General features: G+C 56.3%; 12 protein-coding genes. 4 read left to right on the plus strand and 8 right to left on the minus strand.

Annotated features, from left to right (window positions below; all coding sequences use genetic code 11):
* Window positions 1-5 precede the first annotated feature (5 nt).
* Window positions 6-722, plus strand: a complete 717-nt coding sequence (locus ACMGG3_RS02875) for a GntR family transcriptional regulator (RefSeq protein ID WP_032677739.1) — start codon at window positions 6-8, stop codon at window positions 720-722.
* A 70-nt stretch (window positions 723-792) separates the two neighbouring features.
* On the opposite strand, the gene ldtB is transcribed toward ACMGG3_RS02875, so the two are convergent.
* On the minus strand, window positions 793-1,713 hold the full coding sequence (gene ldtB / locus ACMGG3_RS02880) for a L,D-transpeptidase (RefSeq protein ID WP_025204618.1): 921 nt from the start codon (window positions 1,711-1,713) through the stop codon (window positions 793-795).
* 221 nt (window positions 1,714-1,934) lie between these two features.
* Here ldtB and ACMGG3_RS02885 point away from each other — a divergent pair, with 221 nt between their 5' ends.
* Window positions 1,935-3,530, plus strand: a complete 1,596-nt coding sequence (locus tag ACMGG3_RS02885; RefSeq protein WP_014169271.1) for an ABC-F family ATPase — start codon at window positions 1,935-1,937, stop codon at window positions 3,528-3,530.
* A 76-nt stretch (window positions 3,531-3,606) separates the two neighbouring features.
* Here ACMGG3_RS02885 and ACMGG3_RS02890 read toward each other — a convergent pair whose 3' ends face one another.
* Window positions 3,607-5,970 (minus strand): TIM-barrel domain-containing protein, encoded by a 2,364-nt coding sequence (locus ACMGG3_RS02890; protein WP_414149561.1) that lies wholly within the window; start codon window positions 5,968-5,970, stop codon window positions 3,607-3,609.
* Window positions 5,971-5,987: 17 nt separating this feature from the next.
* Entirely contained in the window at window positions 5,988-7,289 is a 1,302-nt protein-coding gene (locus ACMGG3_RS02895; RefSeq protein ID WP_020884899.1) for an MFS transporter, read from the minus strand.
* Window positions 7,290-7,576: 287 nt separating this feature from the next.
* Here ACMGG3_RS02895 and ACMGG3_RS02900 point away from each other — a divergent pair, with 287 nt between their 5' ends.
* The gene (locus tag ACMGG3_RS02900; RefSeq protein WP_025204616.1) at window positions 7,577-8,650 is read left to right on the plus strand and encodes a LacI family DNA-binding transcriptional regulator; all 1,074 of its coding nucleotides are present in this window, start codon (window positions 7,577-7,579) and stop codon (window positions 8,648-8,650) included.
* On the opposite strand, the gene ACMGG3_RS02905 is transcribed toward ACMGG3_RS02900, so the two are convergent.
* From ACMGG3_RS02905 to ACMGG3_RS02920, 4 genes are all read right to left on the minus strand, one after another.
* Window positions 8,647-9,903, minus strand: a complete 1,257-nt coding sequence (locus tag ACMGG3_RS02905; RefSeq protein WP_324285285.1) for a DUF1479 domain-containing protein — start codon at window positions 9,901-9,903, stop codon at window positions 8,647-8,649. The two genes, ACMGG3_RS02900 and ACMGG3_RS02905, sit on opposite strands and share 4 nt — an antisense overlap.
* 149 nt (window positions 9,904-10,052) lie before the next feature.
* Complete coding sequence (locus ACMGG3_RS02910) at window positions 10,053-10,868, minus strand: Cof-type HAD-IIB family hydrolase (protein WP_032677742.1); 816 nt, start codon at window positions 10,866-10,868, stop codon at window positions 10,053-10,055.
* A 161-nt stretch (window positions 10,869-11,029) separates the two neighbouring features.
* Complete coding sequence (locus ACMGG3_RS02915; protein ID WP_414149562.1) at window positions 11,030-13,462, minus strand: formate C-acetyltransferase/glycerol dehydratase family glycyl radical enzyme; 2,433 nt, start codon at window positions 13,460-13,462, stop codon at window positions 11,030-11,032.
* Window positions 13,463-13,466: 4 nt separating this feature from the next.
* Window positions 13,467-14,366, minus strand: coding sequence for a glycyl-radical enzyme activating protein (locus tag ACMGG3_RS02920; protein WP_025204612.1), 900 nt, complete (start codon window positions 14,364-14,366; stop codon window positions 13,467-13,469).
* Window positions 14,367-14,494: 128 nt separating this feature from the next.
* On the opposite strand from ACMGG3_RS02920, the gene fsa reads away from it, so the two are divergent.
* Window positions 14,495-15,157: a fructose-6-phosphate aldolase gene (fsa, locus tag ACMGG3_RS02925; RefSeq protein ID WP_414149563.1), complete on the plus strand. Its 663-nt coding sequence runs from the start codon at window positions 14,495-14,497 to the stop codon at window positions 15,155-15,157.
* Window positions 15,158-15,197: 40 nt separating this feature from the next.
* Here fsa and moeB read toward each other — a convergent pair whose 3' ends face one another.
* Window positions 15,198-15,950 (minus strand): molybdopterin-synthase adenylyltransferase MoeB, encoded by a 753-nt coding sequence (gene moeB / locus ACMGG3_RS02930; RefSeq protein ID WP_219372828.1) that lies wholly within the window; start codon window positions 15,948-15,950, stop codon window positions 15,198-15,200.
* Between the last annotated feature and the right edge of the window lies 1 nt (window position 15,951).

Genomic DNA, 15,951 nt, shown 5'->3' on the forward strand with positions numbered 1-15,951 from the left:
GGACGATGGCGGCGAAGTACATCACCATAGCGCGGGAAATTAAGAAACGCATTATTAGCTCGCAATACGCCGCCAACGAACCGCTCCCGGACCAGTTTGCCCTGGCGGCGGAGTTCAGCACCAGCCGGATGACCATACAGCAGGCCATACGCCAGTTAATCGTGGAAGGGCTGATCTATACCCGTCAGGGGCAGGGGACGTTTATCCGCAAAAATTTCCTGCAACTCTCGCAGTGGGATCTTTCCGGCAGCGACTACTTCGGCGCAACAAAAACCTGGGAGCATCTGGGCACCGTTTCCAGCGTCGTGGTCCATTTCGAGTTGCGCTTTCCGAACGAGAAGGAGCAGGCCTCGCTGATGATTAACGCCGATGCGCCTGTCTATGACTTTGTTCGTTTGCGTCTGCTCAACGGTGAGCCGATGTCGCTGGACTCCACCGTTATGCCGCTTAATCTGGTGCCCGGTCTGAATAAAAGCCATCTTGAAGGCTCCGTGTTCCGCTACGTGCAGGAAACGCTGGGGCTGAAAATTATGGGGTCGTACCGGGTGGTGCGGGCGCTAAAGCCGAACGCGCTGGATATGCAACACCTTATCTGCGAGCAGACCGATCCGGTGCTGGAGGTGGAGCAGGTTATCTATCTGGAGGATGGCACACCGCTTGAGTATGCCCACTGTCACTACCGTTACGACCACGGCGGGATAGTTATCGTCAATAACGGATAAAAAAAAGCGGGCATCAGAGCCCGCTTTTTTATTCTCAGACCCGGTCAGCAAAGCGCCACCGGGCAGAGGGTCAGTTCAGACGCACTGGCATACCAGAACGGTTCTGAACGGCCTGGTCAACAATCGCTGTCTCTACATCCGGCTGAGAGGTCACGGACTGCACCGCGCTGTTCAGCGTAACCGGAACGATTTCGTTGTTGTTGATCTGGTCTTCGCTGGTGGACAGCGGGTTGTGTACTTCAATGTAACGGCTGCCATCCGGCTCAGACGTCGCTTTAACCGGTTCGTTGATGAACTGGACGCGGGTACCGACCGGCACGTTTTCGAACAGGAATTTGATGTCTTCGTTACGCAGACGTACGCAGCCGTGGCTTACGCGCAGGCCGATACCGAAGTTGGCGTTGGTCCCGTGAATCGCGTACAGACGGCCAATGTACAGCGCGTACAGACCCATTGGGTTATCCGGGCCTGCCGGTACAACAGCTGGCAGGGGTTCACCCGCAGCGATGTACTCTGCGTGCATTTTGGCGGTTGGCGTCCAGGTTGGGCCTGCTTTCTTACGCTCAACTTTGGTCGTCCAGTTCATTGGGGTGTCTTTACCCAGCTGGCCGATACCGATTGGCAGCACGATAACCGTGTTGGTGCCTTTCGGGTAGTAATACAGACGCATTTCCGCGCTGTTGATGACGATACCTTCATGGACGGTATCCGGCAGGATCAGCTGCTGAGGAATGTTCAGCACGGTACCGGCTTTAGGCAGATACGGGTCAACACCCGGATTCGCTTCCAGCATGTTAGACAGGCCCAACTGGTACTGCGCCGCGAAATATTCCAGTGGCTGAGCGTTACCTTCAGGCACCGTGACCACCTGGTTTTGACCAACCAGACGGCTACCGTCTGTCGGCAGCGGATAAGTCACCGCAGAAGCGGTTTTGCAAAAACCTACTACGGCTAACGCCGCCGCAAAAAGCGTTGTTAATTTCATGTTCATGTTGTGCGAGGTATCTAAGCCATTCCGGCGATGAGTTGATAAGTCTGAATCTTGATGGGAGCGCATTATATGTGCATTCCCGCTAACAGGGAATTCAGATGTGTACGAAATCACATTTTTTTCGATTTTGTTAAAGTTTAGCGGATTGCCGCAACGCGGGATCTCAATTCGGAATTGTGGCATAATGCCGTGTTTATCACACTTTTCGCAGGAATCTCCCCGTGTTAGTTACCAGCAACGTCACTATGCAGTTTGGCAGTAAGCCGCTGTTCGAAAACATTTCCGTCAAATTTGGCGGCGGCAACCGTTACGGCCTGATTGGCGCCAACGGTAGCGGTAAATCTACTTTTATGAAAATCCTCGGCGGTGATTTAGAGCCGACGCTGGGCAACGTTTCGCTCGATCCAAACGAGCGCATCGGTAAGCTGCGTCAGGATCAGTTCGCCTTTGAAGAGTTCACCGTGCTTGACACCGTTATCATGGGACACGCGGAGCTGTGGGAAGTGAAGCAGGAGCGCGATCGCATCTACGCTCTGGCGGAGATGAGCGAAGAAGATGGCTACAAAGTGGCCGATCTCGAAGTGCTGTACGGCGAAATGGATGGCTACTCTGCGGAAGCGCGTGCGGGCGAGCTGCTGCTGGGTGTGGGTATTCCGGTAGAACAACATTACGGCCCAATGAGCGAAGTCGCGCCAGGCTGGAAACTGCGTGTTCTGCTGGCGCAGGCGCTGTTCTCCAATCCGGATATCCTGCTGCTCGACGAACCGACGAACAACCTGGACATCGACACCATCCGCTGGCTGGAGCAGACGCTGAACGATCGCGACAGCACCATGATCATCATCTCGCACGACCGTCACTTCCTGAACATGGTGTGTACACACATGGCGGACCTGGACTACGGCGAGCTGCGCGTTTATCCGGGCAACTACGATGAGTACATGACGGCAGCCACGCAAGCGCGTGAACGTCTGCTGGCGGATAACGCCAAGAAGAAAGCCCAGATTGCTGATCTGCAGTCTTTCGTCAGCCGCTTCAGCGCGAACGCCTCTAAATCTCGCCAGGCGACCTCTCGTGCGCGTCAGATTGACAAGATCAAGCTTGATGAAGTGAAAGCGTCCAGCCGTCAGAACCCATTCATCCGCTTCGAGCAGGACAAGAAACTGTTCCGTAATGCGCTGGAAGTGGAAGCCCTGGCTAAAGGTTTTGAAAACGGTCCGCTGTTTAAAAACTTTAACCTGCTGTTGGAAGTGGGCGAGAAGATCGCCATTCTGGGTGCCAACGGCGTGGGTAAATCCACCCTGCTGAAAACCCTGGTCGGCGAACTGCAGCCAGATAACGGTACCGTGAAGTGGTCTGAAAACGCGCAGATTGGTTACTACGCACAGGACCATGAATACGAGTTCGAAAACGACCTGACCGTCTTCGACTGGATGAGCCAGTGGAAGCAAGAAGGCGATGACGAGCAGGCGGTGCGCAGCATTCTGGGTCGTCTGCTGTTCAGCCAGGACGACATCAAGAAGCCTGCTAAAGTACTTTCCGGTGGTGAAAAAGGGCGCATGCTGTTCGGTAAGCTGATGATGGAAAAACCCAATATCCTGGTGATGGATGAACCGACTAACCACCTGGATATGGAATCTATCGAATCGCTGAACATGGCGCTGGAGATGTATCAGGGGACCCTGATCTTCGTCTCTCACGACCGTGAATTCGTCAGCTCGCTGGCGACCCGCGTGATCGAAATTACGCCTGAGCGCGTGGTGGACTTCACCGGTAACTACGAAGATTACCTGCGCAGTAAAGGTATCGAGAGTTAAAAAAAGCCCGGTGGCGCTACGCCTACCGGGCCTGTGTTTGATGTCCTCTCCCGGTGGGAGCGGGCATCAGGCCGAACTAGACCACCCATTCACTCCCTTCAATACCATTCACCAGCAGCGTGCGTTTTTCCCCGGCCGGTAACGATATCTTCAGCGCTTTCCACGCCGGACGATAATCTCCCCGCGCACTGACCTTCAGGTTGATGGTGGCACCGTCGCATGCCATGTCCCATTCCACCCACAGCGCATTGCCGTTCTGATAGCCCCAGCTTTCACCATCGTCTTCAAACAGCAGGCCCGCGGTTGAACCGACGCCTTTCACCGGGAACAGTTTCAGCTCACGGGTAGTGTCTTTTTCCGCGCTGACATGCGTAATGCGTTCGCTGAGCGGCAGACCCGCACCGGCACGTACCAGCAGCGGCAATTTCTCCAGCGGCGCATCACGTACGATCCACTGCCCGCCAGCGAACCACTCGTGGGTGTAAAAATCGTACCAGCCCGTTTCGTTATCCGGCAGCCAGACGCGTCGCTCGCGCTGCCCGGCCTCCACCACGCTTGCCACCAGCAGGTCGCGACCCAGCAGGAAATCATCGTTCTCCTCAAACGTCTGCGCATCGTGTTCGTGGTCGAGGAAGGTCGGGCGTAGCATCGGTTCGTCGTCGGTATGCGCCTGCCAGAGCAGGGTATAAAGGTACGGCAGCAGACGATAACGTAATTCAATGGCACCACGAATAGCCGGCGTCACGCCCGGATACATCCACGGCTCGTTAACGGTGTGGTCATCATTCCATGAGTGAATGGTAAAGCGCGGATGCATCACGCCGTTTTGCACCCAGCGTACGAACAGTTCCGCGTCGGGTTTGTCGCCAGAAAAACCACCGACATCATGCCCCACATTAAACAGCCCGGACAGGCTCATTCCCAGACCCATGCGGGTGTTATAGCGCAGGGTATCCCAGCTGGTACGGTTATCGCCGCTCCAGGTCTGGACGTAACGCTGCATGCCCGCGCAGCCGGAGCGGGAAATGAGATACGGACGTTTTTCCGGGGCAAAACGCTGCTGCGCTTCCAGTGAGGCACGCATCATCAGCAGCGGCATCACCGGGCGAATGTGCTTGATCGCGATTTCCTTGCCAAAGCCGTGGCAGCGGGCTTCGCCATCCCACACTTCATATTCGTTGTTGTCGTTCCAGGTGGCGTCGATCCCCATCTCAAGCAGCTGCGTGGTTACCCCTTCCTGCCACCATTTCACCGTCTGTGGGTTGGTAAAATCGAGGTGAGAACCTTCGTCATCCCAGAAGCTGGAGCGTTCTGGCGCGTCGGTTTCTGAATCGCGGATGAACAACCCGTTTTCCTCAACTTCGTTATAGCGCGGGTGATCCTGCAGCAGGCATGGCTTGATGTTGGCCGCCAGCTTTAACCCCGCGTCGTGGAAAGCCTGGGTCATCACCTTCGGCTGCGGCACCTTGTCGTGGTTCCAGTTAAAGACGTAGCGCTTGCCGTTGATCGAGGTATAGCCCGAAGAGAGCTGGAACGAGTCGCAGGGAATAGCATGTTCTTCGCACAGACGGATAAAGTTCATCAGCTGGTTCTGCGCATCCGGCGCGTCGGTGTAATGCATGGTCGAACCGCTGTAACCCAGGCTCCATTTCGGCCCGAAGAGCGTTTTCCCGGTCAGACGCACGAAAGCTTTGGTCACGTCCAGCGCCCGTTTGCCCGTGAACAGGTAGTAATCGATGTCGCCCGCTTCCGCCTGCCAGCGACGATAGGCGGTGTGATAGTTGTCAATCTCGTTGCCCAGATCCAGCCAGCAGCTACTCAGGTTGTCGTAGAAGAGACCGTAGCTCACGTCATCGCGACGGGTGAGGGTGAACGGAATATGTTTGTACAGAGGATCGGTGCTGGCCGCGTTGTAGCCCATTGCATCGAGGTTGCGCATCTCGTAGCGTTTACCGTTACGCTGCAGATCGCCGGCTTTCTCACCCAGACCGTAGAAGCGTTCATCCTTGCGGCGGCTCAGGTAGTGCGCTGCACCGTCGCCATGGGCATTCAGCAGATAGGCACTGGTTGGACGGTCTTTGACCAGCGGCTGCCACTCACCCGCCTCATTGCGGTAGTGCCACTCCAGCCACAGTGGCTGATGCACGGTCACACGCAGCTGTTCGGTGGCAACCGTCAGCACGTTGTCCTGCTGCGTTAGCGTCCAGGCGGGGCAGGTGAAACCACTCAGATCGTCGCGGCGGCGACCTTCCCACGGCACATCTTGCTGCGGGGCGATGCTCCAGGTGCGATCCAGCGTCAGCTCACCTTTGCGTTTAATCAGCACGCGGAACAGATTTTCTTCCAGCACATACAGGCACAGACAGTGCTGGTTATCGACCAGCAGTTCCAGATGATTTGCCGACTGCTTATCAACGGTCCAGTTTTTCAGGGTTTTCATACGCAATACATCCACTATCAGGCGCGCTTGGCGCGACGTTCAGCAATAAATGCCACCAGGAAAACAGCGCCAATCAGGTCAAAGAACCCCATGGCAATAAAGAGCGGGTTAAAGCCGATTTTGTCGGCGGTCACCCCAATTAACAGGGAGAACAGGAAGCTGGCGATCCAGGCCGCCGAGCCGCGCATGCCGTTAACGGTCGCCATCTGACCTTTATCAAATGACTCCACGACCAGGGCGCTAAGCATGCAGGAGATGATCTGATGCCCGAAACCGCCGATGGAGATCAGCACGATGGTGATATACGGGTCGCGGGTAATGGCCACGACGGCCAGGGAGATCATCAGGAATGCGCCGGTGACGGAGCTGGCCACCACCGAGTTCACACGGCTGCAGCCGAACAGTCGGGCATACAGACGGGTGAGGTAGCCGCTTGCCACGCTGCCGAGGTCCGCGGCAAGGAACGGCAGCCAGGCAAACATCGCAATCTGCTTCAAATCCATGCCGTGCTCTTTGGCGAGATACAGCGGAACCCAGAAGCTCAGCACGGCCCAGGCCGGTTCGGCCATAAACGCCGGAAGGGCGATACCGTAGAAGCGCTTATTTTTGGAGACATTTTTCAGCGCGGTGAGGAAGGGCAGTTTTACCGCAGGCGGTTCGTTATCCTGCTTGATAAACGCCAGTTCGTCCTTGCTCAGGTTCGGATGCTGTTCCGGGTTGTGGTAAAAAGCCCACCAGAGGATCACCCACAGCAGCGCCAGCACGCCGGTAAACATAAACGCGCCCTGCCAGCCAAACGAGGCGTGCGCGAAATAGATGATGGGCGGTGCCAGCATCGCGCCAATGGAGAACCCTACGCCCGCCCAACCGGCCGCGACAGGACGTTCCGATTTCGGGAACCACTCGCCAATGGTTTTCGCATTCGCCGGCGTGGCGGCCGCTTCAGATGCACCCATAAAGAAGCGCAAGATAGCCAGGTGCAGCCAACTGCCCGCCCCGGCGTGGAAAATACACATCAGCGCCCAGATCCCGGCGCAAACCATAAAGCCAATCTTCAGACCAATCACGTCGATCAACCAGCCGCACAGAGGCTGGAAAATGGTGTAGGCAATCTGAAATGCCCCGACGATCCAGGAGTATTGCTCGGTGGTGATCCCAAGGCTCTCTTTCAACTCAGGGGCGAGAATACCCAGCGAGTTTCGGGTGATGTAGTTAACGGTGACGCCCAGTAAGAACAGTACCAGCACATACCAGCGCAGGTTCTTAATGACGCGACGGGTTTTGCTTGTCGCAACGGTGTTATTGATGTCCTGACTCATTTTACTCTCCACAAGACGGACGGTAAGGGGACGGAGGTTCAGGTGTCACACAGATTTTTATGGCTTTGATTTCTATCCGTTTTAATTTAGAAGTTGCTATACAACTAGTATGGAAGTGGTGTGACAAATTCACCTTAAGGGAGAAAATGAGCGGGCAATAGTGTATTTTGTGCAAAATTTCTCATCAATGACATAAATCATCTGGCATGATGCTTTTCATGCCCGTTACTGCCTGATGAGTACGCTATGAAAATTTTTTCATTTCGCAAATGGAGCCAGATCACAAAATGGACAAAAGGCTAAAAATCACCGAAATTGCCGCCCGCACACAGCTCTCCATCAGCACCGTGTCGCGGGTGCTGGCAGGAAAAGCGAACACCAGTGAAAAAGCGCGCGCCAGAGTACTGGCCTGTGCGCGGGAGCTGGGGGTGATGGACGGTCTGGCGGCGGGGCGTCTGCTGCTCAACAGCCTGGTGGTTTTTGCGCCACAGCGCGCCTTTGACGAGCGGTCCGACATCTTTTACTACCGGGTGATCCAGAGCGTGAGTAAAGGCCTTGCTTCCCACGATGTCCGTCTGCGTTATTGCGCGCTGGAAGAGAATGACAGCGACGCACAGCTTTTTCTGGCACGGATGAACGAGCCGGAGACACAGGCCGCTATTCTTCTCGGTATCGACGATCCGCATATCCACGATCTGGCGGTGGATGTGGGTAAACCCTGCATGCTGATTAACTGCCGCGACCGGCATATGCGCCTGCCTGCAGTGGCACCGGACCACCGCTCGATAGGTGAGCGTGCCGCGGACTATCTGTTTGAAATGGGACACCGTGAGGTGATGAATGTCCTCTGCCTGCGGCGTTACACCATGGAACTGCGTCTGGCCGGGATCCGCGATGCGTGGCAATCTCACAACCTGAAATTCAACGATAAACGCGATCTGCTGGTGGCTCCGAGCTTCAGCGCGCGCGAAACGGAAGAGCTGGTCACCTCCTGGCTCCGTCAAATGCAGGGTAAGGATCTGCCCACCGCATTTTTGGTCGGCGGCGATTTTATGGCGGCGGGCACCATCAGTGCGCTGCAAAAACAGGGCTTGCGCGTGCCGCAGGATATCTCGGTGATGAGCATTGACGGGTTTAATCTGGCGGCCATTCAGGATGTTCCGCTCACGGCGGTGCACGTACCGCGCGATGAACTGGGAACCGAAGCGGTGCATATGCTTCAGCAACGGCTGATGCGCCCGGATGCGCCGGTGGGAACGTTATTGCTTAACGGAACGCTGGCCGTGCGGGGATCTGTCCGGCGGATACGTCAGGGGAAACGACGCACCGCCGTGGAGCGGGAAGGGTTATACGACAGTTAAGCCATACCCAGTGCACGCTTGCCGTGAATATTCAGATCGTTCACGGTAAAGCGGTCCTGCCAGTTTTTTTCATAATCTTCGCGCGGGAAATCGCCCGGCGATGCACCGGTTTCCAGCGCTGCTTTCACTTTTTTCGCATAGGCGAGGTTTTTCTCGCACATCGGGGCGGCAGGGATATACATTACGTTGCCCCAGCCTTGCTGATTTTCCACCGGTGCAACCGAGTGGATGACGTCACAGTGCCACCACACGGAATCGCCTGCTTCCAGTGCAGGAATGCTGCTCAGCGCTTCGATTAGCAGCGGATGCCATTTCTCGGAGACCGGCAGGACACGTCCCGGCGCGACGCCGCAGAGTTCATCTTCCGGGACATCATCCAGCAGCGGACGCAGCAGAATGTAGGCCATCGCTTCCGGAATAGGCACCACATGCAGCAACCCCTGACCCGGGATCATATCTGACAGCGCCGTCCAGCCCTGGAAGGTACGGAATACAGAACATTTTGTGGTGTTATCCACGGTGTACTCTTCCACTTCGGTACGGTGTGCGGCGTTCCACGGATCGTATTTATCCACGTTGCCGTCAAAAACGCGGGCAAAGACCTGCTGATAGGCCGGCAGCAGCCAGCGCTCCAGCGCGCCGGAATCGGTATGCGCGCCCAGCCCTTTAGAGGTGGTACCCGGTGGGCGACGACGAATACGGTCCGGATAAATGACGCTGACGTCCGGATGGAACCACTGTTTGCCATTACTCTCGAAGGTCCATAAACGGTTCAGGAACGACTGTACCTGCGCCATCTCTTCACTCTGCCGGGCCTGCATTTGCGCCTGCGACCAGTAGATAGGATAAATTTCCGGACGTGAGGCGGTTAAGGTACCAAAGAAGTTATCGCCCGGACCTTTATAGACCTCATCAAACCGGTTGAGATCGAGGTAGTCGAGCATCGATTGATCCCACGCCAGCGCCTGCTCGCGAGGGAAGTGACCTTTAATCACCGCGCAGCCACGGCGTTTGACCGCGTCACGCTGTGCCTGGGTGATCGTCCCGTTTTTCACATCCGCAAACGGGATAACCGGCCAGACGGTTTCACCTTTGTTCTTCAGGGCATTAATTTCCGCCACGCGGGTCGCGATTTTATCGCTGAGCGTGTCGAATACCGCCTGAACGTCTCCGATCTGCGCACGTAATTCACGCTTCAACTGACGAATCGCTGCTTTATGGTCCGCAGGCAAACTTTCACTGGTAAACGTCATAACTGCCTCGCATCTTTCATTCGAAAGTAAAAATATCTACAAGTGATACTTTAAGTTAAAAATTAGTTAATGCAAGTTTAAATATTTGACGTGTGCCACAGGATGGAAAAAGAGTGAGGTGCCGGAGCAGTGCTCCGGCAAGAGAGAGATTACGCGTCGAACGGGGAGTGGTCGTCAAGCACGGCCTGAATCACATTCAGTGCGCCCTGATGGTTGTTGTCATCCGTGCTGTAGCGGCAGATCGTTTTGATGCTCTGCGCCGCGTTGCCCATGGCAAAATTGTATTTCACCAGCTTCAGCATTTCCGCATCGTTGCCGCTGTCCCCGATTGCCACGCACGCCTGCGGCGAGATTTTCCAGCGCTTCAGCAGACGGCTAATACCGTTGGCTTTGTGCAGGCCCGGGATAATCAAATCGACAAACCCAAAACCGCTGGTGACGGGTTTCATAATCCCGTCGAGGGAGACGTGCAGTTTGTCGACAAGATTCGGGATATCGCTGTCCGGCAAATTCAGGGAGAATTTGAACAGCACGTCGTCAATTTCGCGGTAATCACGGATGCGTTTTAAGCGGTGGTAGTGCTTTGACATGAGCGCCACAAACGCGTCCGGCGCCCGTTCGCTGACGTAGGCGCTCTCCAGCCCACAGGCCACAAAGTTGAGCGCGTTGTCTTTCAGCAACTCGCCAATGACAATTTGCGACTCATGGCGGGTCAGTTCACCGTGAAAAATCTGCTCACCGTGATCGAACACCAGCGCGCCATTTTCCGCCACGAAGGAGATCTGATCTTTCAGTTCCGGGAAGAAGGAGATGAGCTGGTAATACTGGTTGCCGCTGGCGACAACAAATTCAATATTACGGGTTTTAAGCTGCTCAAACTGTGCCTGAAAGCGGTCGCGGTCGTACTGCTTGGCATCATCAAGGAAAGTTCCGTCCATATCGGTGACGATAACTTTTACGGTCATACTGTGCTCCTGAGTCACTGCGTTTGAAACATTCTAATAACAAGGTGACGGAGAGCACAAATTTAATTTCATTCGAAAGTCAAAGCAAAGCGGCAACCGAAATTGCCGCTTAAAGACAGGTTCCCTCTCCTTGATGGGAGAGGGCATAAGTCTGAAAAGAGTTAAAGCGTGTGCTCGGTACGCGCAATAATATCGTCCTGCGCATCCGGCGACAGGGCGGTAAAGAACGCGGAGTACCCTGCGACGCGCACCACCAGGTCACGATACTGGTCCGGGTGTTTCTTCGCTTCCAGCAGCGTTTCACGCGAAACGATGTTGTACTGAATATGCCAGCCTTTGTGCACTTCAAAGAAGGTACGCAGAAGCACCATCAGTTTCTGACGGTCACTGTCATTTTCCAGCGTCGACGGATTGAGCTTCTGGTTTAACAGTACCCCGCCGAGGATCGCTTCGGTTGGCAGTTTGCCGACAGAGCCAATCACCGCCGTCGGGCCGAGGTGGTCAGTACCGGAGGCCGGGCTGGCTCCTTCTGCCAGCGGAGTATGCGCCTTACGTCCATCCGGGGTTGCCATCGTTGCCGCGCCAAACGGCACGTTCGCGGAGATAGATGACGTGCCGGCATAGTAGTTACCGCCAATCGGACCACGGCCATAGCGCGGGTTATGGTACTGCTTCAGCTCGGCGATATAGGTTTCGTAGGCACGGGTCAGCAGCATATCCACGCTGTCGTCATCGTTACCGTATTTTGGCGCGCCGTTGATCAGCCGCTGACGCAGCTGCTCGTGGGTCAGCCCGTCGAAATCATCGGCCAGAGCGGCGGCCAGCTGTTGCTGACCTATCGTACCCTGTTCGAAGACCAGTTTTTTCACCGCGGCCAGGCTGTTGCCCAGGTTAGCAATACCCACCTGCAGGCCTGACACCCAGTCATACTTCGCGCCGCCTTGTTTGATGCTTTTCGCGCGTTCTATACAGTCATCCACCAGCGCTGAGCAGAGAATATCGGGGACGTTCTCTTCCAGCATCGTGTCTACTACATACTCAATCTCGATAGATTTGCGGGTGTAGTAGCGGATCTGGGTATCCCACGCCGCCATCACCTCTTCGAAGTTATCGAAGTTACCGGCAGAGAGTGCTTTCTCCTGTGGCAGGAATACCTTACCGCTGGTGGCATCGCGGCCGCCTTCCAGCGCTGCCAGCATCACGCGGGCGAAGTTGATAAAGCTCATGCCGGTGCAGCGATAACCCCATTTGCCACCCACTGCGGTTTCGATGCAGCCAATCGCGGCATAGTCATAGGCATCCTCTTTTTCGACGCCGAGCTTGATAAATTCCGGAATGACAATCTCATCGTTGTTGAACGCGGGCATACCAAAGCCGCAGCGGATCACCTGCACGCAGGCGTCGAGGAAGTCATTGCTCATGCCCGCATGATAACGCACGCTCAGGTTTGGCTGCGTGGAGCGCAGACGACCGCAGGATTCCAGAATCGCGTAGCTGAGCGGGTTGATCGCGTCCATAGGCTCACCGTTGATCAGCGTCTGCCCGCCGATGGTGACGTTCTGATACAGCGGGCTACCCGCTGAAGCTTTGGAGTGCGAACCGGAGCGGATTTTGTTCACTTCCAGCAGCTTCAGCCAGCAGCTGTGCAGCAGCTCGATGGCATGTTCGCGGTCGAGGCTCTGGTTCAGCTCCACGTCGCGGCGGTAGTACGGATAGAGGTACTGGTCCATGCGGGCAAACGAGACGGAGTGGCCATTGGACTCAATCTGCAGAATAAGCTGGATGAAGTAGCACAGCTGCAGCGCCTGCCAGAAGGTTGTTGGCGGCTGATGGGCGATTACATCACAGTTTTCTGCCATCGCCAGCAGCTCGTCGCGACGGCTTTCACGGGATTCGGTTGCCGCCATTTCACGCGCCAGCGCGGCGAAACGTTCGATGTGCAGGCTGACCGCTTCCAGCACAATATCGATCGCTTTCAGGAACTGTTCCCCGTGAAGGTCGTCGAGCACCGTCAGGTTGATACGCGAACGACGCTCGGCCACTTTGTCGCGCAGACCATCGAGGCCTTTCTCCAGCAGCAGCGGGAAGTTAACCGCCAGGTGTGCGTCGCCGGAGGTCATGTTACCTTCCGCTTTGATAATGCCGGTTTCCAGCAGCCCTTTTTGCTCGTCGGTGAACATGCCGTAGCAGCGATCCTGCACCGTCTGGCCGCGCCACCATGGGCAGATCTCATGCAATACGCGCTTGTTTTCTTCGCTCACCGCAAAGCCTGCGCCCGGACGGTCCGCCAGATCGTCAATCTCTTTTTCAATCCACGAGACGGTGTATTCCGGGAAAATTGGCGCGGCGCGGACTTCACTGGCCTGGTTACCGATGATGAGCTCATCGTGTTTTATCCAGATGGTGCGCTGCGCGAGGTGATGCGCCAGCGCCAGCGCGCGACGCACCGGGATCGGCTTGTCCATATGCTGCTGGTACATCTCGGTGTAATGCAGGGCGCGCTCGGTACAGACCGGCGGCTTCACGATATGCACGAGGGCCGTTTTGTGTGCTTTTATGCGCTCGCTAAGGGTGCTGAGATTCAGGGTCGTCATAAGTTTATCCTCGTAAGGTCGCGGTTAACCCTTTCTGGCAGGCGTACTGCTGTGCGAAGTCCAGAAGCGCAGGATCATCCAGCGGTTTATCAGGGGCAGAGTAGGGTTGGCCGAGCAGGGTATATTTGTTCATGCCCAGCGTGTGGTACGGCAGAAAATGGATCTCGCGGACGTTGAGTTCGTCTGCGGCAAAGTTAGTGATGGCGGTAATCGACGCTTCATCGGCGTTGAAGCCCTGAATCAGCGGTACGCGGAGGGTGACCTGTTTCCCGGCGGCGGCCAGGCGTTTCAGGTTATCAAGGATACGTTTGGCGGAACCGTCGGTCCACTGTTTGAACGTCCTGCCATCAACGTGTTTCAGGTCCGCCAGGAACAGATCGACATACGGTAATGAGGGTGCAATATAATGCCATGGCACGTGGAGACAGCTTTCCACGGCGGTATGTATGCCTTGCTCATGGCTGGCTTTAAACAGGGCATGAGCCAGATCGGGATTCATAAACGGTTCACCGCCGGACAGGGTTATCCCGCCGCCGCTGCGGTCATAGAACGGTTTGTCGCGCAGTACGGTGGACATAATCTCTTCAACCTGCTTTTCTTCACCACAGACGGTGAGCGCCTGCGTTGGGCAGCAGTCGGTGAGGGCGTCGAGAGTCTCTTCGTTAAGCTTTTCACGGTGGATAACCAGCCCATTCAGCGCACGATCGATAATGCCCGGTGCCGCTTTCTGGCACAGGTCGCAGCCTTCCAGACACAGTCGTGCGTCAAAGAGCACATCCCGGTGGCGGGAGCGGCTTTCCGGATTCTGGCACCAGCGACAGCCCAGCGAGCAGCCTTTCAGGAACACCACGGTACGAATACCGGGGCCATCGTGGGTAGAGTAACGCTGAATATTGAAGATCATGTTTTCGCCTCTCATCTTGCATATGAAGATTAAATTACTTTCGAATGAAAGTTATCTTGATGCAGGTCAACTCCTGAGCAGGTTTTGTCGTGATAGGGTAAGTGCAGGCTAAATTTGAGGGTTACATCATGGAACTTTATCTCGATACTTCCGACGTCGCGGCAGTGAAACGGCTGGCGCGTATCTTCCCGCTGGCGGGCGTGACCACGAACCCCAGTATCGTGGCGGCAGGGAAAACGCCGCTCGAGGCGCTGCTACCGGCGCTGCAGGATGCGCTCGGCGGGAAAGGTCGCCTGTTCGCGCAGGTCATGGCGACCACCGCTGAAGGGATGGTGGAAGAGGCGCGTAAACTGCGCACCATGATCAACGACCTGGTGGTAAAAGTGCCGGTAACGGCGGAAGGCCTGGCGGCGATCAAAATGCTGAAAGCGGAAGGGATCCCGACGCTGGGTACGGCGGTGTACGGTGCAGCACAAGGGATGCTGTCCGCGCTGGCGGGCGCTGAGTATGTTGCCCCTTACGTTAACCGCGTGGACGCGCAGGGCGGGGACGGGATCCAGACGGTGGTTGAACTGCAGCAGCTTCTGACGCTGCATGCCCCGCAGTCAAAAGTGCTGGCCGCGAGCTTCAAAACGCCGCGTCAGGCACTGGACTGCCTGCTGGCCGGTTGTGAATCCATCACCCTGCCGCTGGATGTTGCTCAGCAGTTTATTACTTCGCCTGCGGTGGATGCGGCAATAGTGAAGTTTGAGCAGGACTGGCAAGGGGCGTTTGGCAGAACGACGCTCTGATACGGTTGCCGGGTTATGCTAACGCTTGCCCGGCAACCATTTAGCGTCCGCATACCTCACAGCCGGGGTTGCTCATCAGTTTCATCTCGCGGAACTGGCAGGTCATCGCGTCATACATCACGATTTTCCCCGCGGCAGGCGTCCCGTAATGCGCCAGCACTTTGATCGCTTCCATAGCCTGCAACGAACCTATGACGCCGACTAACGGAGCCATGACGCCCGCCTCCACGCAGGTGAGGGCGTTCTCGCCAAACAGACGGCTCAGGCAGCGATAGCAGGGTTCGCCTCCGGCGTAGGTAAAGACGCTGATTTGGCCTTCCATGCGAATGGCGGCACCGGAGACCAGCGGCGTTTTGTGGGCAAAACATCCTGCATTCAGCTGATTGCGAATGGTGACGTTATCGGTGCAGTCCAGCACCAGATCGTGTCGTGCTATCTGTGCCGACAGCGCCTCATCATCCAGCAGGGCGTCAATCAGGGTGAACTTCACGTGAGGATTGATGCGCGCCAGCGCCGCGCGGGCCGATTCCACTTTGGGCTGGCCGAGGGTCGCGTCGCTGTGCAGCGTCTGGCGCTGAAGGTTCGACACCGACACGGTATCAAAATCCAGCAGCGTCATATTGCCCACCCCCGCCGCGGCCAGATACTGGGCCGCAGCGCAGCCCAGCCCCCCCAGCCCCACGACCAGCACCCGTGCTGCCTTAAGCGCTTCCTGGCCGTCGAAATCAAAACCGCGCAGAACAATCTGGCGGTTATAGCGCATCATCTCCTGGTCGCTGAGTTCAGCCGTCATG

The organism is Enterobacter sp. BNK-18 (genome assembly GCF_047456135.1).
GTDB classification, from domain to species: Bacteria; Pseudomonadota; Gammaproteobacteria; order Enterobacterales; family Enterobacteriaceae; genus Enterobacter; species Enterobacter ludwigii.

Coding starts and splice junctions, on each gene's coding strand:
- ACMGG3_RS02875 (WP_032677739.1), top strand. CDS start 6: ATGGCGGCGAAGTACATCACCATAGCGCGGGAAATTAAGAAACGCATT.
- ldtB (WP_025204618.1), bottom strand. CDS start 1,713: ATGAACATGAAATTAACAACGCTTTTTGCGGCGGCGTTAGCCGTAGTA.
- ACMGG3_RS02890 (WP_414149561.1), bottom strand. CDS start 5,970: ATGAAAACCCTGAAAAACTGGACCGTTGATAAGCAGTCGGCAAATCAT.
- ACMGG3_RS02895 (WP_020884899.1), bottom strand. CDS start 7,289: ATGAGTCAGGACATCAATAACACCGTTGCGACAAGCAAAACCCGTCGC.
- ACMGG3_RS02900 (WP_025204616.1), top strand. CDS start 7,577: ATGGACAAAAGGCTAAAAATCACCGAAATTGCCGCCCGCACACAGCTC.
- ACMGG3_RS02905 (WP_324285285.1), bottom strand. CDS start 9,903: ATGACGTTTACCAGTGAAAGTTTGCCTGCGGACCATAAAGCAGCGATT.
- ACMGG3_RS02910 (WP_032677742.1), bottom strand. CDS start 10,868: ATGACCGTAAAAGTTATCGTCACCGATATGGACGGAACTTTCCTTGAT.
- ACMGG3_RS02915 (WP_414149562.1), bottom strand. CDS start 13,462: ATGACGACCCTGAATCTCAGCACCCTTAGCGAGCGCATAAAAGCACAC.
- ACMGG3_RS02920 (WP_025204612.1), bottom strand. CDS start 14,366: ATGATCTTCAATATTCAGCGTTACTCTACCCACGATGGCCCCGGTATT.
- fsa (WP_414149563.1), top strand. CDS start 14,495: ATGGAACTTTATCTCGATACTTCCGACGTCGCGGCAGTGAAACGGCTG.
- moeB (WP_219372828.1), bottom strand. CDS start 15,950: ATGACGGCTGAACTCAGCGACCAGGAGATGATGCGCTATAACCGCCAG.